We start from the raw sequence: 19,896 nt of genomic DNA, 5'->3' as shown, positions 1-19,896 counted from the left end.
ATGAAACTTGCCTGCCAACTCAACGACATCCTGCCAGGAACCGGCGTGTGCGCACTCATTGAAGGTCGCCAGATCGCCCTGTTCCGCCCGAGCGCGGCGGCCGAGGTGTTCGCCATCGACAACCGGGATCCCTTCTTCGCCGCCAACGTGCTGTCACGGGGCATCGTAGGTGAACACGAGGGTGAACTCTGGGTCGCCAGCCCGCTCAAGAAGCAGCACTTTCGCCTGAGCGACGGCCACTGTCTCGAGAACGCCGCCATGTCGGTGCAAAGCTATCCCGCTGAGGTGCGCGACCAGCAAGTCTGGGTCGCCGTCTAACACCATGAACATCAGGGCTGCCTACGGGCGGCCCCCTTTAAAGAGAACACCTATGTATACCGACACCATCAACAAGTGCGCCGCCAATGCGGCCCGCATCAACCGCTTCGAGCGCAGCGACAAGCTCGGCTTCTGGCTCAGCTCCGCCATGGCGGGGGCCTATGTGGGCCTTGGCATCATCCTCATCTTCACCCTGGGCAACCTGGTGGATCCCAGCGTGCGTCCGCTGGTGATGGGGGCCACCTTCGGCATAGCCCTCACCTTAGTTGTCATCGCCGGCTCCGAGCTGTTTACCGGCCACACCATGTTCCTCACCTTCGGGGTGAAGAGCGGCAAGATCGCCATGGCCGACCTGCTGCGCATCCTGCCGCAGACCTGGGCCGGCAACCTGCTCGGCTCCATAGCGGTGGCACTGATCTACTCCTACGGTGGCAGCCTGCTGCCGGATGCGGGCAGCCTGGCCCACAAGGTGGCGCTGGCCAAGACCCAGGCACCGGCGCTGACCCTGTTTATGAAAGGGATCCTCTGCAACTGGCTGGTTTGCCTCGCCATCTGGATGGCGCTGCGCACCGAAGGTGCCGCCAAGTTCATCGCCATCTGGTGGTGCCTGCTGGCCTTCATCGCCTCCGGTTATGAGCACTCGGTCGCCAACATGACGCTGTTCACCCTCTCCTGGTTCGGTGCCCATTCCGAGGCCTACACACTGGGCGGCATAGGCCACAACCTGCTGTGGGTCACCCTCGGCAACACCGTCTCCGGCGCCCTCTTCATGGGTCTCGGCTACTGGTATGCCACCCCGAAAGCGGATCGTCCGGTCGCAGTGACAGACGCCAACGCCGCCGCCAGCCATACCCAAACAGCCTGATCCGGAGGCCCCATGGACTACTTGCCCATCTTTTGCCGACTCGACAACAAACCCGTGCTGCTGGTTGGCGGCGGCGAGGTGGCGGAGCGCAAGGCGCGCCTGCTGCTGGACGCCGGTGCCCGCCTGACTGTGGTCTCTCCCGCACTCGACCCCGAACTGGCAGCGCTGGCCACCAGCGGGACGATCGACTGGCTGGCTGCCGAGTTCGAGCCGGCACACCTGACGGGCAAGTGGCTGGTGGTGGCCGCCACCGACAGGCGTGAAGTCAATGCGCTGGTCTACCAGAGCGCCAACCAGGCGGGCATCTTCGCCAACGTGGTGGACGATCCCAAACGCTCCAGCTTCATCATGCCGTCGATCATCGACCGCTCACCGCTGATGGTGGCCATCTCCTCCGGCGGCAAGGCACCCGTGCTGGCCCGCTTGCTGCGGGAGAAACTCGAAGCCCTGCTGCCCCAGCATCTGGGTGCCGTGGCCGCCTTTGCCGGCGGCCTGCGGGTGCGGGTCAAGGCCCGTTTCGCCAGCATGGGAGAGAGGCGCCAGTTCTGGGAGCGGCTGCTTGGCGCCGACCGGCTCGGTCAGGCGCTGGCACGGAGTGACAAGGCATCGGCCAACCAGCTGGCCGACGCTCTGTTTGCCGAGGATGCAGGTGCCAAGGGGGAAGTGATCCTGGTGGGCGCAGGCCCGGGGGATCCCGGTCTGCTCACCCTGCACGCCCTGCGCCACATGCAACAGGCGGACCTGGTGGTCTATGACCGGCTGGTCTCCGACGAGGTGATGGCGCTGGTGCGCCGCGATGCCAGGCGTATCTTCGTCGGCAAGCAGGCGGGCAACCACTGCGTGCCGCAGGAGGGGATCAACCAGCTGTTGCTGGAAGAAGCCAGCAAGGGGCAACGGGTGGTGCGGCTGAAAGGGGGCGACCCCTTTATCTTCGGTCGGGGCGGCGAGGAGCTGGAGACGCTGGTCGGCAGCGGCGTGGGCTTCCAGGTGGTGCCGGGGATCACGGCGGCGAGCGGCTGCGCGGCCTATGCGGGCATTCCTCTCACCCATCGCGATCACGCCCAGAGCGTGCGCTTCGTCACCGCCCACGGCAAGGGTGGCACCCAGGATCTGGACTGGCCCCTGCTGGCTCGGGATCAACAGACTCTGGTGTTTTACATGGGACTCTCATCCTGCGCCACCATACGCCAGAAGCTGACGGCTCACGGCAAGGCGGGCACAACGCCGGTGGCGCTGATCGAGCGGGGCACCCAGCCTCGCCAGCGGGTCATCCGCGGCACCCTCGACCAGCTGCCGGAGCTGGCCGTCGGGGTCGAGAGTCCCGCTCTTATCATGGTGGGATCCGTAGTCACCCTGGCCGACAAGCTCGCCTGGTTCGGTCAGACCAACCATGGGATGCAAGCCACCGCACTGGCCTGAACCCGCTATCTGCCAGTCCATTCAGACCGCCGCCATCATGGCGGCGGTTTTTTATGACGTCTGACGGCACTCATGGTCATAACCTCCTGTTTTGAGTCTGGTATCCTATGGGGAGGTCATCCGGCCAACCGATTTCAGGAATTCCGTTTCATGTCTCACCCCGTCAAGAACAGCGCCAAACAGCGTGAAAAAGACAGAAGGCGCATCCTCACCCTGCTGCTGGCCGACGATGCCCTCACCGACAGCCTGCTCGACCCCCAGTCGTCACAGGATGCGACGCAGCGCGACCAGACTGGCGAAATCATCCGTCTGGTGAACCGACTGCCCGCCGCAGACGTCGCCGATACCCTGGAATCCCTGCCGCCGGACGAGCGCCACGCGCTGTGGCAGCTGGTGAATGAAGAGAAGCATGGCCAGATCCTGGTCGAGGCATCGGAGACTATGTGGGACAGCCTCATCAACGGCATGAGCGACAAGGCGCTGCTGCACGCATTGCGCTCTCTCGACATCGACGATCAGATCTATCTGGGCCAGTACCTGCCTCGCAACCTGATGGGCCGCCTGCTCACCTCCATGGCCCCGCCCCAGCGCGAACGGGTACGGGACGTGATCCGCTATGGCAAGCACACTGTCGGCGCCATGATGGACTTCGAGATCATCACGGTGAGAGCCGAGGTGAGCCTGGCGACAGTGCAGCGCTACCTGCGCCTGCGCGGCAAGATCCCCGTCAACACCGACAAGCTGTTCGTCATCGACAGGCGCAACCGCCTGCAGGGGGAGCTGCCCCTCACCACTTTGCTGCTGCACAAACCGGATACCCTGGTCGCCAACGTCATGGAGCGGGATCCTGTTACCTTCGACCCGGAAGACAACGATGAAGCGGCGGCCCGAACCTTCGAGCGGGATGACCTGATTTCCGCGGCTGTGGTGGATGCCAAGGGCAAGCTGATGGGTCGCCTCACCGTCGCCGAGGTGGTGGACCTGGTGTATGAAGAGAGTGACACAGACCTGCGCCGCATGGGGGGTATCAGCGAAGATGAAGACCTGTTCGCCCCTGTCAGCAAGGCGGTCAAGACCCGCTGGGCCTGGCTCGCCATCAACCTCTGTACCGCCTTCGTGGCATCACGGGTCATAGGTCTGTTCGAGCACACTATCTCACAACTGGTGGCGCTGGCGGCCCTGATGCCCATAGTCGCAGGGATAGGTGGCAACACCGGCAACCAGACCATCACCATGATAGTCCGAGCGCTGGCACTGCAGCATATCCAGGCGGGCAACATCTCCTTCCTGCTGTGGCGTGAGCTGGGAGTAGCCCTCGTCAACGGCCTGGTATGGGGCGGCACCATGGGGGTCGCGACCTATCTGCTCTATCAGGATCCGGCGCTGGGTGCCGTGATGACGCTGGCCATGATGATCAACCTGCTGGTCGCCGCCCTGATGGGGGTCATCATTCCCATGACCATGACCCGTCTCGGCCGGGATCCCGCAATAGGCGCCAGCGTGATGATCACCGCCATCACGGATACCGGTGGCTTCTTCATCTTCCTCGGGTTGGCCACCCTGTTCCTCATCTAGGAACGACCAGCCTCAAACAACAAAGGGAGCCACTATGGCTCCCTTTGACTATCCCGCTCGGGCAGCTACACCCGGTACTTGGCCACCGCCTGGTGGAGCAGCTTGGCCTGCTCGGTCAACCCATGGCTGGATTTGGCATTCTCCTCCGCCATCAGGCTCGACTCCTGGGCGATATCACGGATGTTGGTCACGTTGCGATTCACCTCGTTGGCAACCAGGCTCTGCTGCTCGATGGCGGCAGCGATCTGGGTGCTCATGTCCATGATGTGAGTGACATCCTGGGTGATCTGCCCCAGCAGATCACCCGCCGTGCTGGCCTGCTCCGAGCTGCTGTTGCCCTGCTCTCGGCAGGTTGCCATCATGCCCACTATGCTGCCGGTCTGTTTTTGCAGCGAGCTAATAATGCCGGCGATCTCCTGGGTCGACTTCTGGGTACGGATGGCGAGACTGCGTACTTCGTCTGCCACCACCGCAAAGCCACGGCCCTGATCTCCCGCCCGCGCCGCTTCTATGGCCGCATTGAGGGCCAGCAGGTTGGTCTGCTCTGCAATGCCGCGGATCACGTCCAGCACAGAGCCTATGGTCTCGCTCTCTTTCTGCAACTGGGCCACCTCGCGGGAGGAGCTCTCCAGATTGCCCGCCAGCGAGCGGATCTGGCGAACCGTGTTTTCGACCGCGGTGCGCCCCTCCATCGCCTTGATGTTGGTCGCCTGGGCATTGTTGGCAGCCTGCTCTGTGTTGCGTGCTATCTCCTCTATGGTGGAGCCCATCTCGGTGGAGGCCGTCGCCACCTGATCTGTCTCCTGCAACTGCCTTGACGCCCCTTCGCTCGTGCGTCTGACGTTGCTGGAGAGGTGATCCGCCGCCTCGGTCAGGGTATGCACGCTCTGCTTCACGTCGCCGATGAGATGGCGAAAGCCGCCCAGCATCACGTCCAGATTGCCCGCCAGCTGGGCCATCTCGTCAGCCCCTTTCAACTCAATCCTGAGGCGCAGGTCATTGTCCTGGCGGATGCGATTGACTGTGTCATTCACCCGCGAGATGGGTCTGTCTATGCTGCGGCCCAGCAGTACGCTCATGACGCCAATCAGCACTATGATCACACCGCCACACACCAGCATCAGACTGTTGAGGCGGGAGGTCTGCCGTACCAGCTCGTCGGCGATATGCTGGCCGACAGCCGCAAAGCCCTGCTCGGTCTGATGCACCAGATCCCGCATCTGGTTGCGCAGTCCCTCATCCTCTTTCAGTCCCAGCACCTGCATCCCCTGCACCAGGGCAACGAAGTCCTGCCGGTACTGCTGGCTGGCCTGCTCCAGCTTGCCACGGTCAGCCTCCGGCAATACTGCCAGATTATCCTGGAAGCTCTTGTGCAGGGTCTGGAAACGCTCCAGATACTGGATGTCGGAGCGCAGCATGAAGTCTTTCTCCGCCCGTCTCAGTTGCAGCATAGTGACGAGCAGCCCTTGCTGATCCAGCTGTTTGAGCCCCTCTTCAACCTGATGCACCGCCGCTCTCAAGCGGCCATAAAGCCCATCTTCCGGCCCCAACCCGATAGTCTGCTGCTGGGTCACCAGATCGTTGAAGGCCTTGCCATAGAGCCCCATCTGCTGATCCAGCCGGGCCAGTTCACCGTGCACGACGCTGATGTTGTCATCTGTGCTCAGAGTCCGGTTGAGGGTGTGGAAATCAGCCAACTCTTTATTGAAGCGCTCGACGAAGGTCAGATCCTTGCGGATCAGAAAATCCTTCTCGGCACGCCGCAGGTTCAACATGGCGATTTCGAGCCCGTCCACATTGCGTTGGGCTTCAGCCAGATGGCGGCTTACCTGGCTGGAGTAGAGGAACAGAGCGCTCAGCACCAGCATGGCAACGGCCACCAGCGCGGTATTCAGGATCAATTTATGACGGATCAACACTATGGGCCTCTCACAAACAAGGGATGGACTGCATTGAGCTTATGCAGAAAACGTTATCCCTGTTGTTGTTCAAGGAATATTCATTGAAATGCCAGTCCCACTCCTTATACTGGTTCCACCTGTTTCCAGCGGTGGATTTGACACAATGGAATACAACACTTCAGAACTGTGCGACATCTATCAGGACATGGTGGATGTGCTCGAACCCATGCTCTGCTCCTTCGGCGGCCGCGCCTCTTTCGGCGGCGTCATCACCACGGTCAAATGCTTCGAATCAAACGGTCTTATTCGTGAGCTCGTCAAAGAGAACGGCGTCGGCCGCGTGCTGCTGATCGATGGCGGTGGCTCCATGCGCCGAGCCCTGATCGACAGCGACATTGCCACCACAGCCGCCGAGAACGAGTGGGAAGGGATCGTCTGCTATGGCTGTGTGCGCGAAGTCGACATCCTGGAAGATCTGGATATCGGCATCCAGGCACTGGCGGCCATTCCGGTCGGCGCCGACAGCAAGGACGTGGGAGAGACAGATCTGCCGGTCAACTTCGGTGGCGTCACCTTCCTGCCGGATGATCATCTCTACGCAGATACCACAGGGGTGATCCTCTCCCCTGAGGCACTCGATATCGAGTAAGCCGAAATCAACATGACGATGGGAGCCTTGGCTCCCATTTTTTATGGCTGAAACTTGCTGAAAAAAGACAAAAAAAGAGGGCCAGAAGAACTGGCCCTATAACTGGAAGCAATGTGAGCAATGTCGTGCCTTCACAAGAAGTCCATCACGTTGGAACGAATGAAGTCTTTCCCGGAAAACAAGTTAACAATAATCATTCTCATTTAACTAAGCAACCCTTATTTTCCGAAAGTGCAAAAAAATTGACCACCGCCGGGGTGGTCAATCTCGTCAGGCTTGGCGCGTCGCCGTTTGCAGACCGGCCAATCCGGCCTCACCCACCAGCTTGCGGCTGAGGTAACGCAGCAAAACACCGTAGAGCGGTACAAACAACCCAAGGCTTATCAGCAACTTGAATACATAGTCCACGGTGGCGATCTCGACCCAGTGCTCGGCCATAAAGGGATCCGTGCTGCGCCAGAAGGCGATACTGAAGAAGGCGATGGTATCCACCAGATTGCCAAACAGGGTCGAGGCAGCCGGCGCCACCCACCAGGCCCTGAGCAGCCGCAGCCGGTTGAACACCACCACATCCATGAACTGGCCCACCAGATAGGCCATGAAACTGGCCAGAGCGATGCGCGCCACGAACAGGTTGAACTCGGCCAGATTACCGACCCCCTGGAAACTGCCTTCGAAAAACAGTACCGAGAGGACATAGGACACTGTCAGCGCAGGCAGCATGACTGTCTGGATAATCTTGCGTGCCAGACCGGCACCGAAGATCCGCACCGTCAGGTCGGTGGCCAGAAAGATAAACGGGAAGCTGAACGCCCCCCAGGTGGTGTGAAAGCCGAAAATGGTGATCGGCAGCTGCACCAGATAGTTGCTGCTGGCAATGATCAGGATGTGGAACAAAGAGAGACGCACCAGCGCCGTGCGGTGCTGAGCAGGGGTCAAATTCATATTGTGACCTTTTTGGTTAATGGGGTTAGGGAACCCATACCGCCACCATTGGCGATAATTGAGGGGCGAGATTATACGCCCCCCAACTGATAGTTCAATCTTTATGCTGCTGATTCGGCCAGCGGCCATTGTCGCCTAAGGAACAAGACCATAGGCCCCAAACCGATAGTTCAATCTTTATGCTGTCGGCCAAGCCAGATCACCACCTCGCGATCTGCTGGCTGCACTGCCGCCAGCCAGCAACCGCTGTAGTGCTCATATTCCAGCCTGAGCTGACTCCCTTCAAATTCCAGCCGCCAGCTGTGACGATCGGCGCCCCACTCCTTGTCGACAAACCCTAACTCCCACTCCTGCAACAAGCCCTCAGCCAGCGCCGGAAAGGTATCCCAGCAGAGTCCCGGGCAATCCAGCATCACAACCCCTTGTTCCAGTTCGATGCGATTCACGCGCCAATTCATGGTTTATTCCTCAGCTACTGCAAGAAAGCTCACCACCGCAATACCACTGAGGGACGGGCGTAGCCAGATCTGCATACTCGGGTTGTTCATCATAGGGCTGCTGCAAGGCAGCAAGCAACCGCTCGAACTGGGTCATATCCCCACTCTCGGCGGCATCTATCGCCTGCTGGGCCAGGGCATTGCGCAGCACGTACTTGGGATTGATGGCATCCATCTGTGCCTTGCGGACAGCATCCTCGCTCCCCTCCCGGGTCAGCCTGACCCGATAAAGTTCAAGCCATCCCTGCCAGATGGCAGGATCCGGCAGCAAGGCCAGCAGAGAGACAGGCCACTCCCCCTTCCCTGTCACCTCACCCAGGCGGCGCAGGAAGAGGTGATAATCCACCCCTTGGCTCGCCAGCAGCTGGAACAGCTGGCGGAACAGGGCGGGATCTTCCTCCTCCCACTGCGTCAGCCCAAGCTTGGCCCGCATCAGCTCGGAGTAGTGCAGCATCAGCTGATGTTCGTACTGGGCCAGCGAGGTGGCCAGGGCGTCGCCGTCGACATGCCCGGCCAGCGCCTGCGCCAGCTTTTGCAGATTCCAGTAACCCACCGCCGGTTGCTGATCCAGTGCATAGCGACCATCCGGATCCGAGTGGTTGCAGACAAAATCCGGCACATAGGCATCGATGAAACCGTATGGACCGTAATCCAGGGTCAGCCCGAGCAGCGACATGTTGTCGGTGTTCATCACCCCGTGACAAAAACCAGCCGCCTGCCACTTGGCGATAAGCCGTGCCGTGCGGCGCACGACTTCAGCAAACAGCTCGGCGCCGTTTTCCAGTTCGGGGAAGTGGTAACGCAGTAGATAGTCGATGAGAGCCGGGATCTTCTCCCCCTGACCACTCCAGGCAAAATATTCGATGTGACCGAAGCGCAGATGGCTGGGCGCGGTACGCAACACGGTTGCGCCCGTCTCTTCCCGCTCCCGGTAGACAGGCTCCTTGCTGCCCACCAGCACCAGTGCGCGGGTGCTGGGGATACCGAGGGCATGGAGCGCCTCTGAGGCAAGATACTCGCGGATGCTGGATCGCAGCACTGCCCGGCCGTCACCGAAGCGGGAAAAGGGCGTCTTGCCCGCCCCTTTCAGGTGCAGATCCCAGCGCTGACCATCGGTGGTCAGTTGCTCCCCCAGCAACAGGGCGCGGCCATCACCGAGGCGCGGGCTGTAACCACCAAACTGATGGCCCGCATAGACCTGCGCCACAGGTTGCATGCCAGGCAGCGGCTGCCCCAGACCACAACAGGCAAGCCAGTCAGTGTCACTGACACCATCCAGCCCCAGCTCGGCCAGCAGGCCACGATTGAGATGCAGCAACCTGGGTTCACGCAGTGGCAGGGGGACGACAGGCTCACAAGCCCAGGGCAATTCAGTGGCAAAAGTGTTGATCAGCTTCATGGTGGTACGATTCGTCCCTGCGTATGCTCGTGTCACTCTTTATACCGCCGTCGGCCGAGTTCGGCTAACGGGCGATTGCGCTATTTCATTTCAAGGAGAAGAAGATGCAAAGATGGGTGTATGCCCTGCCGCTGCTGGCACTGGCTTGGGGACATCTGGCCAAGGCCGCCGATATCGCAGCGGGCAAGGCCAAGGCGGCGGTCTGTGCTGCCTGTCACGGGGTAGAAGGCAAGGCACTGATCCCCAACTATCCCCATCTGGCTGGCCAGAACCACGCCTATCTGGTGAAACAGCTGAAAGCCTTCAAGGATGGCAGCCGCCAGGAGCCCTTGATGGTGCCTTTTATGGCTCCCTTGACCGAAGCTGACATGGAAAATCTGGCTGCCTTCTATGCCAGCTTGAAATAACCCGCCTTACCCAGGCGACCCGACCCTCATCTTGCCCTGAGTTGGAGGTGAAAAATTTCGCCTCCCCTCCCGCCCTTCTGAGCGGGAGTCGGGGTCATTGCCTACCGCCGACAGTAGTCGATGATAAGGTCCATAAAGGCTTCGCCGAAGCGCTCCAGCTTGCGATGCCCGACGCCGTTGATGGCTAGCATCTCAGCCTCGGTCATCGGCATCAGCTGAGCCATCTCCACCAGAGTCGCGTCATTGAACACCACGTAGGGCGGCACCTCTTCGTCTTCGGCGATCTGCTTGCGCAGGCCGCGCAGCTCCTTGAACAACCGTTTGTCGTAGTTGGCGTTGTCGAGCAGGCCGTTGCGCTTCTCCTTGCGACTGGAGATGGGTTGCAACCGCGGCACCGCCAGTTCCAGCTTCATCTCGCCACGCAGCACGGGGCGAGATGCCTCGGTCAACTGCAGCACCAGATTGCGGGTGATGTTCTGGGTCAGCAGCCCCTTGTGGATCAGCTGGCGGATCACGCTCATCCAGTACTCGTGGCTCTGATCCTTGCCGATGCCGTAGGTCGACAGCTTGTCGTGGCCATGGTCCTTGATGCGCTGGTTGAGAGAGCCGCGCAGCACCTCCACCACGTAACCCACCCCGAAGTTCTGACCCACTCGCCAGACGCAGGAGAGCGCCTTCTGGGCATCCTCGGTGCCGTCATAGCTCTTGGGCGGATCCAGACAGATGTCGCAGTTGCCGCACGGCTTGTCGTTGTACTCGCCGAAATAGTTGAGCAGCACCTGACGGCGGCAGGTCTGCGCCTCGGCAAAGGCCGCCATCACGTTGAGCTTGTACTGCTCCACTTGCAACTGTTGGGGGTTTTCTATGTTGTCGAGCAGCCGCCGCACCCTGCCTATGTCGGCGGGGTCGTACAGCAGCAGCGCCTCGGCCGGGGTACCGTCACGGCCGGCCCGGCCCGTCTCCTGATAGTAGGATTCGATATTCTTGGGGATGTCGTAGTGCACCACAAAGCGCACGTTCGGCTTGTCGATACCCATGCCGAACGCCACCGTCGCCACCACTATTTCGATGTCATCCTTGAGGAAGGCATCCTGGGTCTGCTGGCGCTGGGCCAGGGGCAGACCGGCGTGGTAGGGCGCGGCCTTGCTGCCGTGGCGGGAGAGGCGCTCAGCTACCTCCTCCACCCGATTGCGACTTGAGCAGTAGACGATGCCGCAGTTGCCCTTCTGGCTTTGCACATAGCGCAGCAGCTGCTCCGCCGCCTTGAACTTCTCCACCAGGCTGTAGCGGATGTTGGGCCTGTCAAAGCTGGCGGTATGGATGAAGGGATCGTTGAGCTCCAACCGGTGCAGCATGTCGCTGCGGGTCGCCTCGTCGGCGGTGGCGGTGAGCGCCACCACGGGCACCTGGGGGAACCACTGCTTGAGCCGGCCGAGCGCCGCGTATTCCGGCCGAAAATCGTGGCCCCACTGGGAGACGCAGTGGGCCTCGTCGATGGCGAACAGGCCGAGCGGCAGCTCCGCCAGCCGATCCATGAACTCATGCTGCAACAAGCGCTCGGGGGAAACATAGAGCAGCTTTATCTCGCCGCGGCGCATGGCGGCAAAGTTCTGGATCATCTCCTCCCGGCTCAGGGCCGAGTTGATGTAGATGGCCGCCACACCGTTGGCGCGCAGGCTGTCGACCTGATCCTTCATCAGCGAGATAAGCGGGGAGACCACCACGCCCAGCCCGGGTCGCAGCAGCGCCGGTATCTGGAAGCAGAGTGACTTGCCGCCACCTGTGGGCTTGAGCACCATGGCATCGCGTCCCGCCACTATCTGCTCGATGATCTCCAGCTGGCCCGGCCGAAATTGCTGGTAGCCGAATACCGCCTGCAACAAGGCAAGTGGAGTATCGGGCAGGGTTTCGGCAATGACGGTCATGGGCTCTCCTTTGGGGTCGCCATTCTAAAGCAGCCGCCGCTCACAATAAACCTGCCATTGCGACTGTTAAGGAAGTGTTGCAGACTGGCTGGAGTTTTTACTCGGCTTTGATGACAGGGATCGGTATCAGAGAATGAAACACATGCTGAAGAAGATGGCGCTCAGTGGCATTGCCAACCTGTTCGCCGAGCGGATGCCGTTCAACAAGCTGATTGGCATGCAGGTGACCCACTACGACTTCGACAAGGTGGAGCTGCGCATCAAGATGGATGACAAGCTGATCGGCAACCCCTTCCACAACATCTTGCACGGCGGTGTCACCGCCAGCCTGCTGGATGTGGCCGGTGGCATGATAGTCGCCGCCTCCTGCATCGACGAGCTGGAGGAGTTCTCTCCCAGTTATCTCAAGGAGCGATTCTCCCGCCTCGGCACCATAGACCTGCGGGTGGACTACCTGCGCCCGGGCCGCGGCAACGAGTTCATCGCCACCGCCCACATCATCCGTGCTGGCAGCAAGGTCGCCGTAGCCCGGATGGAACTGCACAACGAAGAGGGCACCCACATCGCCTTCGGTACCGGAACATATCTGGTGGGCTGACCCCACCTATTGCATAAAAATCACGCTGCTAATCTGATTTTAATCATTAGAATCGTTACCCCCTCTGCTGCCCACGGGTCCATACTGAAATTCGGGATTGTGTGCAGAGGGAGGATTGCAGGCGATGAGTGCGAAACTGGCCACCAAACCATCCAGAGCCTTGTTGACACAGCTCGAGTCCATGCTCGACGAGGTGCAGACACCCGAGTGTCGCCACTGGCTGGAACAGGAGCTTGAGGGATACTCTCTCTGTTCGCACCTGCCCTGGTATCGCATCGTAGCCTGTCGGCAACGCGGTCACTTCTTGGATCTGAAGACGGGAAAATATTTGACCTGTCACATAAACAGTCAAACGCTAAGCCAACGCGATCTGGCCCAGATTCAGTTCATTTATGCCCGTGAACCCGCCGCCCATTATCTACTGCAACGCAATTCCGGTATTGAACCCTGGCCAGAACAGCTGCTGGAAGATTATCAGGAGCAGTTGATCCCCGGCCATTTATGCCTGCAAGCCTGGCATGAGCCCGTGTCTTCATTACGTTCACAACTGATGGAGGGAATCGAACATTTCATTAGTGAGTACCCCAAGCACGCGGCCTTGCAACCTCAACACAGCTTCAAGGCATTGCGGCATCAGCATTGGCATATCTGAGTAAGCGCCTGGCGCGCAAGGAGGGCACCATAGACAAGACCCATAGCGAGATTGCCACAATCTAGAGTGCCGGAGTCAGGATCAGACTCCACCCATGGGCCACCGAGCGGTGGCCCTTTTAATGGCTGCGCAACACGACGGCAAGAAGAGACAAGAGGAAAGAGGAAAGAGAAAAGAAAAGCTGTCTCGGTATCGATATGCCTCGGTCACAACCAGCAACCAGCAACCAGCAACCAGCAACCAGCAATATTTCTCGTACCGAGGATCAGCAAAATCCAGATGCGAAAAGGCCGCTCATTGAGCGGCCTTTTCTAATATGGTCGGTGTGAGAGGATTCGAACCTCCGACCCCTTCGTCCCGAACGAAGTGCGCTACCAAGCTGCGCTACACACCGATGTCTGCGGGGCGAGAATTTACCTAAAGCCCTGACATGACACAAGCCTTTTTTACGTTTGACAGGAAAAAAGTGGCCATTGGTTCAACTATTCAACGCTTTGGCCCAGGGTTCACAGAAAGGGTGCACCACTGTGACATTTTTCCAACCTACCTCAGGAAAACTGAAATTCGGCCGGGCCCAGCAAACGGCGCTGCCAATCAGCCACCACACCATGTTCCAGCCAGTTGGCCGCATGTTGGCGCCAATTGGGGGAGAGCGCCGGGTTTTCCAGCAGCAACAGCAGATCCGCTTCGTTGCGCACCTGGTTGAACAATATGTCGGCGGTGCGCTTCACGGTCAGAGCGGGATAGGGTCTGTCGACCAGCTCCATCGTCTCCTGCGGTGCGACCATCCCCTCCTCCAGCACCCGCAACAACCAGCCACAGCGACCACTGAGTTGCATCACTTGAGAGAGCTGGGGGTAACCAAAGCGCAGGTTCAGTTTGAAACAAGGGGACCTGGGCTGGCTTATCTGGATCAGCGCCTCACCGAGCCGATAGACATCACCAATACAGGCCTGCTCCTCGGTCAACCCAAGGCCGGACAGATTCTCGCCAAAAGCGGCTGGTTGCCAGGGTGTGCGGGGCGCAGCAAGGCCCATGGCGGTTTGCCAGTTGTGCCACCAGGGGTAGTGATCGGCAGGGTAGTAGTGCAGCGCCCTATCCGGGCCGCCATGATGACGTGGGTCACTTTGCTCATCGCCACCCAGGCCGCCAAAACCGCACCAGAGCGGTATGGTCGTGGCTTGCTTGTTGATGGCACTGACCAGGCCCGGTACCAGTTCGGTACCCTGGCCACTAAAGATGGAGATCCGCATTCTCATCCTCCGGATTGACGAGAGAATGCGGATATTAGCACGAGGTCAGGCGACTGCCTGCATCTGGGTAGTCATGGCGATCTCGGCGCGGCGACGTTTTTCCGCCCTGGCCATCAGATACCAGCTGCTGAAGGTGAACAGCGACACTGACAGCAGGATCAGGCTGGCCACAGCGTTGATCTCGGGTTTCACCCCGAGCCGCACTGCCGAGAAAACTTCCATCGGCAAGGTGGTCGCGCCCGGCCCCGAGACAAAGCTCGCCAGCACCAGATCATCCAGCGACAGGGCAAACGACATCATGCCGCCAGCCGCCAGCGAAGGGGCGATCATGGGGATGGTGATCAGGAAGAACACCTTCCAGGGCTTGGCCCCCAGATCCATGGCCGCCTCCTCGATGGAGAGATCCAGCTCCCGCAGTCGCGCCGACACCACGATCGCCACATAGGCGGTACAGAAGGTGGTATGGGCAATCCAGATGGTCAGCATGCCACGCTCGGCAGGCCAGCCCACCAGTTGCGCCATGGCGACGAACAGCAGCAACAGCGACAGACCCGTGATCACTTCGGGCATCACCAGGGGTGCCGTCACCATGCCACCGAACAGGGTCCGGCCACGGAAGTGCGGGATCCGGGTCAGCACGAAGGCAGCCACAGTCCCCAGCGCCACGGCAGCAACCGCAGTGTAGAGCGCTATCTCCAGCGAGCGCAGCACGGATCCAATCAGCTGCTTGTTATCGAGCAGGCCGAAGTACCACTTGAGTGACCAGCCTCCCCATACCGTCACCAGCTTGGAGGAGTTGAAGGAGTAGATCACCATGATGACCATGGGCAGGTAGATAAACAGCAACCCCAGCCACAGCATCATCTTGGCAAAACCGAAACGTTTCATACCTTGCCCTCCAGCTCTTTAGCCTGGTTGCAATTGAACAGGGAGGACAGAGGGACTATCAGCAGTTCCTTCTTCATACCTTGCCCTCCCATTCCTTAGCCTGGTTGCAGTTGAACAGGGATGACAGAGGGATTATCAGCAGTTCCTTCTTCATACCTTGCCCTCCAATTCCTTAGCCTGGTTGCGGTTAAACAGGATGATGGGGACTATCAGCACCGCCAGCATCACTACCGCCAGGGCAGAGGCCACCGGCCAGTCACGGTTGTTGAAGAACTCCTGCCACAGTACCTTGCCGATCATCAGGGTCTCCGGGCCACCAAGCAGCTCCGGGATCACGAACTCACCCACGACCGGGATAAACACCAGCATGCAGCCGGCAATGATGCCGTTCTTGGAGAGGGGCACAGTGATCCGCCAGAAGCGTGTCAGGTTGCGGGCACCGAGATCGGAGGCTGCCTCCAGCAGACTCTGGTCATGCTTGACCAGATTGGCATAAAGCGGCAGCACCATGAACGGCAGGTAGGAGTAAACGATGCCGATGTAGACAGCCAGGTTGGTGTTGAGGATCTGCAGCGGCTCGTCGATGAGGCCTATGCCCATCAACAGGCTGTTTAGCAGGCCGTTGTTGCTGAGGATCCCCATCCAGGCGTAGACCCGGATCAGAATGGCGGTCCAGGTTGGCATCATGATGAGCAACAACAAGACCGTCTGGGTCTCCTTGTTGGCGCGCGCTATGGTGTAGGCCATGGGATAGCCGATCAACAGACAGAGCACTGTGCTGATGAAGGCTATCTTGAGGGAGCCAATATAGGCAGCTATGTAGAGCTCATCCTCCTGCAGCAAGAGGTAGTTGCCCAGGTTGAGCAGTATGGTGAGCTGATTGTCGGCCCAGCTCACCACGTCGGTATAAGGCGGGATCGCCACGTCCGCTTCGGCGAAGCTGATCTTCACCACTATGATGAAGGGCAGCAGGAAGAAGAGGAACAGCCAGAAGAACGGAATGCCGATCACCAGCTGGCGCCCACCCAGTCGCTTCAGTCGTCTCAATGCCTTCATGATTGCAGCACCACGCCGCTGTCATCTTCCCAATAGAGGAACACCTGGTCATCCCAGGTTGGCCGCTTGCCGTGGCGTTCGGCATTGGCGATGAAAGCCTGAACGATTTTGCCCGAGGGCAGCTGGATATGATAAACCGAGTGACCACCCAGATAGGCGATGTCATAGACCTCACCCTTGGTCCAGTTGAAGTCCGGATGCTCGATCTCGGTCGGTTTCTGGGTACTCATCAGCAGTTTTTCCGGCCGCAGCGCGTAGGTCACCTTCTTGTTCTCGGCGCGGGAGCTGATGCCGTGGCCCACGTAGATGGGCTGCTCCAGATCGGCGCAAGCGATGGTGGCATGGTCCTGCTCATCCTCCACCAGCAGGCCGTCAAACAGGTTGACGTTGCCGATGAACTCGCACACCAGCCGGCTGGCCGGGGTTTCGTAGATATCCATCGGGCTGCCTATCTGCTCGATGCAGCCGAGGTGCATGATGGCGATCCGCTCGGCCATGGTCATGGCCTCTTCCTGATCATGGGTCACCATGACGCAGGTTACGCCGACCCGCTCTATGATCTCCACCAGCTCCAGTTGCATCTGTGAACGCAGCTTCTTGTCCAGCGCCCCCATGGGTTCGTCCAGCAGCAACAGCTTGGGGCGCTTGGCCAGGGAACGAGCCAGCGCGACCCGCTGGCGCTGACCACCGGAGAGCTGATGCGGCTTGCGGCGCGCATACTGGGCCATCTGCACCAGCTTGAGCATCTCTTCCACCCGCGCATCCACCTCCGCCTTGGGCAGGCCATCCTGCTTGAGGCCAAAGGCGATATTCTGCGCCACCGTCATGTGGGGGAACAGGGCGTAGGACTGGAACATCATGTTGATGGGACGTTCATAAGGCGGCATGTCGGTGATGTCGACGCCATCGAGGAACAGCCGCCCCTCTGTGGGGCGCTCGAATCCCGCCAGCATCCGCAGCAGGGTCGATTTGCCGGAGCCGGAACCTCCCAGCAAGGCGAAGATCTCCCCCTTGTGGATGTTGAGGGACACGTTGTCGACCGCCAGCGTTTCATCGAACTGCTTGCTTACCCGATCTATTTTAACCAGCACTTCTTTGCGCTGCTGGTTGCCCTCGAGGGCTTTCTTGTAGGCACTGGAGGCTATCGCCATTACCAAACTCCCAAACGTGATACCGGCCTTTGGCCGATCCATAAAACAATCTGGCGCCCCGGGGTGGGCGCCAAGGTTAGGTTCCGGACTTGATCTTGGTCCAACTCCGGGTGATCAGACGCTGCACCGCCCGGGGATGCGCTTGCTGCACATAGAGCCGTTCCAGCACCGCCTGGGGTGGATAGACTGACTCGTCATCTCGCACGCTCTCGTCCATGTACTCTCCCGCCTTGGCATTGGGATTCGCATAGCCCACATAGTTGCTGACCTTGGCGATCACTTCGGGCTGGAGCACATAGTTGATGAGGGCATGCGCCTCTTTCACATTGGTGGCATCCGCCGGGATAGCCATCATGTCAAACCAGAGATTGCCCCCCTCTTTCGGGATGCTGTAGGCAATATTGATCCCCTTGCCCGCCTCGTCGGCACGGGCCGCTGCCTGCAATATGTCGCCGGAGAAACCCGCCGCCACACAGATGTCGCCATTGGCGAGATCGGCTATGTACTTGGATGAGTGGAAATAGGTCACATAGGGCCGCACCTTCAGCAACTGTTCCTCGGCACGCTTGATATCTTCCGGCTTATGGCTGTTGGGATCGAGTCCGAGGTAGTTGAGCACGGCCGGGATCATCTCGTCCGCCGAGTCGAGGAAGGCGACACCACAGCGGGACAGCTTCTGCATATTTTCCGGTTCGAAGATCACAGCCCAGGAGTCAATCTTGTCGACTCCCAGCACATCCTTGATCTTGTCGACGTTGTAACCGATGCCGTTGGTTCCCCACAGATAGGGGACTGCGTATTGGTGACCCGGATCCACCTTGTCGAGCTGCTTGAGCAAGACGGGATCCAGATTGACCAGATTGGGCAGCAGGGCGGGATCCAGCTTCTGGAATGCACCTGCCGTGATCTGCTTGGCCAGGAAGTTGTTGGAAGGCACCACCAGATCGTAACCGGTACGTCCGGTCAGCAACTTGCCTTCCAGGGTCTCGTTGGAATCGAACACGTCATAGACGGTCTTGATCCCGGTCGCCTGCTGGAAATCGCTGAGGGTGGTTTCACCGATATAATCGGACCAGTTGTAGAAATGAACCACGGGGGCGGCATGAGCCAGGCTTGCCAACCCCAGGGCCAGGGTCATAGTCACTGTCTTGGTTGTGTGCACGTATCAGTCCTCATCTGTTTTTGGTATGCCAGCTGCGCATCCATACGCGCCGTTCAACCTGTCGGGTTGTCACCACCCTCCCGGCCGAACTGCAGACCGGGAGGGGTACTCGTCACTTACTTGCCAGACTTGATCTTGGTCCAGCTGCGGGTCATCAGGCGCTGCACCTTGGCCGGCAGATCCGGGAAGGTATAGATCTTCTGCAGCGTCTCGGCATTGGGGTAGATACCCGGGTCGGTACGGATAGCCTCATCCACCAGGGGCGTCGCTGCTTTGTTGCCATTCGGGAACTGCACAAAGTTGGTGATGCTGGCGATCACCTCAGGCTTCATCAGGTAGTTGATGAAGGTGTGCGCGGACTCTGCGTTCTTGGCATCAGCCGGAATGGCGATCATGTCAAAAAAGCTGCCCGCCCCCTCTTTCGGAATGCTGTAGGTCAGCGCCACGCCGTTGTTGGCTTCCGCTGCCCGCGCCTTGGACTGCTGCAAGTCACCGGAATAGCCGACCGCGACGCAAAGGTTGCCGTTGGCCAGATCCGAGATGTACTTGGAGGAGTGGAAATAGGCGGTATAGGGGCGGATGGAGAGGAACAGTGCCTCTGCCTGCTTCAACTCGTCCGGCTTCTGGCTATCCGGTTTGAAGCCCAGATATTGCAGGGCGGCCGGCAGCATTTCGGTCGGTGAGTCGAGGAAGGAGACACCGCACTCCTTCAACTTGGCCATGTTCTCCGGTTTGAACACCAGATCCCAGGAGTCCACCGGCGCATCCTTGCCCAACACTGCTTTTACCTTCTCGGCGTTGTAGGCATAGCCGATGGTGCCCCACAGGTAAGGAATGGAGTACTGGTTGCCCGGGTCACTCGGTTCGAGCGCCTTCAACAGGTCGGCATCCATATTTTGCCAATTGGAGAGTTTGGACTTGTCCAGTTTCTGGAACACGCCCGCCTTGATTTGCTTGGCCAGGAAGGGGTTGGACGGCACGACTATGTCGTAACCTGAACTGCCCGCCAGCAACTTGGCTTCCAGCACCTCGTTGCTGTCGAACACGTCGTATACCACCTTGATGCCCGTCTCTTTCTGGAAGTTTTCCAGGGTCTCCGGCGCGATATAGTCGCTCCAGTTGTAGACGTGCAACACCTTCTCGTCGGCCATCGCCCCGGTACTTGCCATGACCAGCGCCACAGAAGCAGCAATCATTCCCGTTTTGAAAGACATCGTCCTTGTCTCCTAAGCAAAT

General features: G+C 59.6%; 19 protein-coding genes and 1 tRNA gene. 8 read left to right on the top strand and 12 right to left on the bottom strand.

All coding sequences use genetic code 11. The annotated features are described in order from the left end of the window. The 4 genes from nirD (at nucleotide 1) to mgtE (ending at nucleotide 4,177) form a co-directional block, all read left to right on the top strand. Nucleotides 1-318 (top strand): nitrite reductase small subunit NirD, encoded by a 318-nt coding sequence (nirD, locus tag GWQ31_RS08710; protein WP_275909143.1) that lies wholly within the window; start codon nucleotides 1-3, stop codon nucleotides 316-318. A 52-nt stretch (nucleotides 319-370) separates the two neighbouring features. Beyond that, nucleotides 371-1,183: a nitrite transporter NirC gene (nirC, locus tag GWQ31_RS08705; protein ID WP_275909142.1), complete on the top strand. Its 813-nt coding sequence runs from the start codon at nucleotides 371-373 to the stop codon at nucleotides 1,181-1,183. A 12-nt stretch (nucleotides 1,184-1,195) separates the two neighbouring features. Further along, nucleotides 1,196-2,602, top strand: a complete 1,407-nt coding sequence (gene cysG, locus GWQ31_RS08700; protein WP_275909141.1) for a siroheme synthase CysG — start codon at nucleotides 1,196-1,198, stop codon at nucleotides 2,600-2,602. A gap of 150 nt (nucleotides 2,603-2,752) precedes the next feature. After that, nucleotides 2,753-4,177: a magnesium transporter gene (gene mgtE, locus GWQ31_RS08695; RefSeq protein ID WP_275909140.1), complete on the top strand. Its 1,425-nt coding sequence runs from the start codon at nucleotides 2,753-2,755 to the stop codon at nucleotides 4,175-4,177. A gap of 65 nt (nucleotides 4,178-4,242) precedes the next feature. Here mgtE and GWQ31_RS08690 read toward each other — a convergent pair whose 3' ends face one another. Beyond that, nucleotides 4,243-6,096 (bottom strand): methyl-accepting chemotaxis protein, encoded by a 1,854-nt coding sequence (locus GWQ31_RS08690; protein ID WP_096118930.1) that lies wholly within the window; start codon nucleotides 6,094-6,096, stop codon nucleotides 4,243-4,245. A 145-nt stretch (nucleotides 6,097-6,241) separates the two neighbouring features. Between GWQ31_RS08690 and rraA the strand changes: the two genes are divergently transcribed. After that, complete coding sequence (rraA, locus tag GWQ31_RS08685; protein ID WP_005318362.1) at nucleotides 6,242-6,727, top strand: ribonuclease E activity regulator RraA; 486 nt, start codon at nucleotides 6,242-6,244, stop codon at nucleotides 6,725-6,727. 270 nt (nucleotides 6,728-6,997) lie between these two features. Here the strand turns inward: rraA and GWQ31_RS08680 are convergent, their stop codons facing one another. The 3 genes from GWQ31_RS08680 to GWQ31_RS08670 form a co-directional block, all read right to left on the bottom strand. Then, entirely contained in the window at nucleotides 6,998-7,672 is a 675-nt protein-coding gene (locus GWQ31_RS08680) for a 7-cyano-7-deazaguanine/7-aminomethyl-7-deazaguanine transporter (RefSeq protein ID WP_059111846.1), read from the bottom strand. Nucleotides 7,673-7,842: 170 nt separating this feature from the next. Next, nucleotides 7,843-8,130: a DUF3630 family protein gene (locus GWQ31_RS08675; protein WP_096118931.1), complete on the bottom strand. Its 288-nt coding sequence runs from the start codon at nucleotides 8,128-8,130 to the stop codon at nucleotides 7,843-7,845. 10 nt (nucleotides 8,131-8,140) lie between these two features. Then, nucleotides 8,141-9,568 (bottom strand): protein adenylyltransferase SelO, encoded by a 1,428-nt coding sequence (locus GWQ31_RS08670; protein WP_275909139.1) that lies wholly within the window; start codon nucleotides 9,566-9,568, stop codon nucleotides 8,141-8,143. Between the two features lie 104 nt (nucleotides 9,569-9,672). Here GWQ31_RS08670 and GWQ31_RS08665 point away from each other — a divergent pair, with 104 nt between their 5' ends. After that, nucleotides 9,673-9,975 (top strand): c-type cytochrome, encoded by a 303-nt coding sequence (locus tag GWQ31_RS08665; protein ID WP_275909138.1) that lies wholly within the window; start codon nucleotides 9,673-9,675, stop codon nucleotides 9,973-9,975. Nucleotides 9,976-10,076: 101 nt separating this feature from the next. Here GWQ31_RS08665 and recQ read toward each other — a convergent pair whose 3' ends face one another. Next, nucleotides 10,077-11,900, bottom strand: a complete 1,824-nt coding sequence (gene recQ, locus GWQ31_RS08660) for an ATP-dependent DNA helicase RecQ (protein WP_005318348.1) — start codon at nucleotides 11,898-11,900, stop codon at nucleotides 10,077-10,079. A 133-nt stretch (nucleotides 11,901-12,033) separates the two neighbouring features. Here recQ and GWQ31_RS08655 point away from each other — a divergent pair, with 133 nt between their 5' ends. Both GWQ31_RS08655 and GWQ31_RS08650 read left to right on the top strand, forming a co-directional pair. Then, the gene (locus GWQ31_RS08655) at nucleotides 12,034-12,498 is read left to right on the top strand and encodes a thioesterase family protein (RefSeq protein ID WP_275906865.1); all 465 of its coding nucleotides are present in this window, start codon (nucleotides 12,034-12,036) and stop codon (nucleotides 12,496-12,498) included. Nucleotides 12,499-12,622: 124 nt separating this feature from the next. Then, on the top strand, nucleotides 12,623-13,150 hold the full coding sequence (locus GWQ31_RS08650; protein ID WP_005318344.1) for a hypothetical protein: 528 nt from the start codon (nucleotides 12,623-12,625) through the stop codon (nucleotides 13,148-13,150). Between the two features lie 317 nt (nucleotides 13,151-13,467). Here GWQ31_RS08650 and GWQ31_RS08645 read toward each other — a convergent pair. The 7 genes from GWQ31_RS08645 to GWQ31_RS08615 form a co-directional block, all read right to left on the bottom strand. Then, nucleotides 13,468-13,544: transfer RNA gene (locus tag GWQ31_RS08645), tRNA-Pro, on the bottom strand. 154 nt (nucleotides 13,545-13,698) lie between these two features. Next, nucleotides 13,699-14,403 carry an MOSC domain-containing protein gene (locus tag GWQ31_RS08640; protein WP_275909137.1) on the bottom strand — a complete coding sequence of 235 codons (705 nt, stop codon included), beginning with the start codon at nucleotides 14,401-14,403 and terminating at the stop codon, nucleotides 13,699-13,701. Between the two features lie 45 nt (nucleotides 14,404-14,448). Then, a complete protein-coding gene (locus tag GWQ31_RS08635; protein ID WP_005318337.1) occupies nucleotides 14,449-15,291 on the bottom strand; it encodes an ABC transporter permease subunit in 843 nt (280 codons plus the stop codon). 150 nt (nucleotides 15,292-15,441) lie between these two features. After that, nucleotides 15,442-16,347 (bottom strand): ABC transporter permease subunit, encoded by a 906-nt coding sequence (locus GWQ31_RS08630; RefSeq protein ID WP_005318334.1) that lies wholly within the window; start codon nucleotides 16,345-16,347, stop codon nucleotides 15,442-15,444. Continuing rightward, entirely contained in the window at nucleotides 16,344-17,498 is a 1,155-nt protein-coding gene (gene potA, locus GWQ31_RS08625; protein ID WP_005318332.1) for a polyamine ABC transporter ATP-binding protein, read from the bottom strand. The genes GWQ31_RS08630 and potA overlap by 4 nt, the downstream gene beginning before the upstream one ends. A gap of 76 nt (nucleotides 17,499-17,574) precedes the next feature. After that, the gene (locus GWQ31_RS08620; protein ID WP_059111854.1) at nucleotides 17,575-18,660 is read right to left on the bottom strand and encodes a polyamine ABC transporter substrate-binding protein; all 1,086 of its coding nucleotides are present in this window, start codon (nucleotides 18,658-18,660) and stop codon (nucleotides 17,575-17,577) included. Between the two features lie 116 nt (nucleotides 18,661-18,776). Then, entirely contained in the window at nucleotides 18,777-19,874 is a 1,098-nt protein-coding gene (locus GWQ31_RS08615) for a polyamine ABC transporter substrate-binding protein (protein ID WP_081097817.1), read from the bottom strand. Nucleotides 19,875-19,896 lie beyond the last annotated feature (22 nt).

This window comes from Aeromonas sp. 2MA4 (assembly GCF_029237305.1).
Classification (GTDB): Bacteria; Pseudomonadota; Gammaproteobacteria; order Enterobacterales; family Aeromonadaceae; genus Aeromonas; species Aeromonas salmonicida.
Note: the sequence above shows the minus strand (reverse complement) of the source record. Positions and strands in the feature narration are given on the sequence as shown.

Excerpts from the sequence above, each read along its gene's own strand:
- GWQ31_RS08680 (WP_059111846.1), bottom strand. The coding sequence starts at position 7,672 with ATGAATTTGACCCCTGCTCAGCACCGCACGGCGCTGGTGCGTCTCTCT.
- GWQ31_RS08670 (WP_275909139.1), bottom strand. The coding sequence starts at position 9,568 with ATGAAGCTGATCAACACTTTTGCCACTGAATTGCCCTGGGCTTGTGAG.
- GWQ31_RS08655 (WP_275906865.1), top strand. The coding sequence starts at position 12,034 with ATGAAACACATGCTGAAGAAGATGGCGCTCAGTGGCATTGCCAACCTG.
- nirC (WP_275909142.1), top strand. The coding sequence starts at position 371 with ATGTATACCGACACCATCAACAAGTGCGCCGCCAATGCGGCCCGCATC.
- GWQ31_RS08615 (WP_081097817.1), bottom strand. The coding sequence starts at position 19,874 with ATGTCTTTCAAAACGGGAATGATTGCTGCTTCTGTGGCGCTGGTCATG.
- GWQ31_RS08650 (WP_005318344.1), top strand. The coding sequence starts at position 12,623 with ATGAGTGCGAAACTGGCCACCAAACCATCCAGAGCCTTGTTGACACAG.
- potA (WP_005318332.1), bottom strand. The coding sequence starts at position 17,498 with ATGGCGATAGCCTCCAGTGCCTACAAGAAAGCCCTCGAGGGCAACCAG.
- cysG (WP_275909141.1), top strand. The coding sequence starts at position 1,196 with ATGGACTACTTGCCCATCTTTTGCCGACTCGACAACAAACCCGTGCTG.
- GWQ31_RS08675 (WP_096118931.1), bottom strand. The coding sequence starts at position 8,130 with ATGAATTGGCGCGTGAATCGCATCGAACTGGAACAAGGGGTTGTGATG.
- recQ (WP_005318348.1), bottom strand. The coding sequence starts at position 11,900 with ATGACCGTCATTGCCGAAACCCTGCCCGATACTCCACTTGCCTTGTTG.
- GWQ31_RS08640 (WP_275909137.1), bottom strand. The coding sequence starts at position 14,403 with ATGCGGATCTCCATCTTTAGTGGCCAGGGTACCGAACTGGTACCGGGC.
- rraA (WP_005318362.1), top strand. The coding sequence starts at position 6,242 with ATGGAATACAACACTTCAGAACTGTGCGACATCTATCAGGACATGGTG.
- GWQ31_RS08630 (WP_005318334.1), bottom strand. The coding sequence starts at position 16,347 with ATGAAGGCATTGAGACGACTGAAGCGACTGGGTGGGCGCCAGCTGGTG.
- nirD (WP_275909143.1), top strand. The coding sequence starts at position 1 with ATGAAACTTGCCTGCCAACTCAACGACATCCTGCCAGGAACCGGCGTG.
- mgtE (WP_275909140.1), top strand. The coding sequence starts at position 2,753 with ATGTCTCACCCCGTCAAGAACAGCGCCAAACAGCGTGAAAAAGACAGA.
- GWQ31_RS08635 (WP_005318337.1), bottom strand. The coding sequence starts at position 15,291 with ATGAAACGTTTCGGTTTTGCCAAGATGATGCTGTGGCTGGGGTTGCTG.
- GWQ31_RS08665 (WP_275909138.1), top strand. The coding sequence starts at position 9,673 with ATGCAAAGATGGGTGTATGCCCTGCCGCTGCTGGCACTGGCTTGGGGA.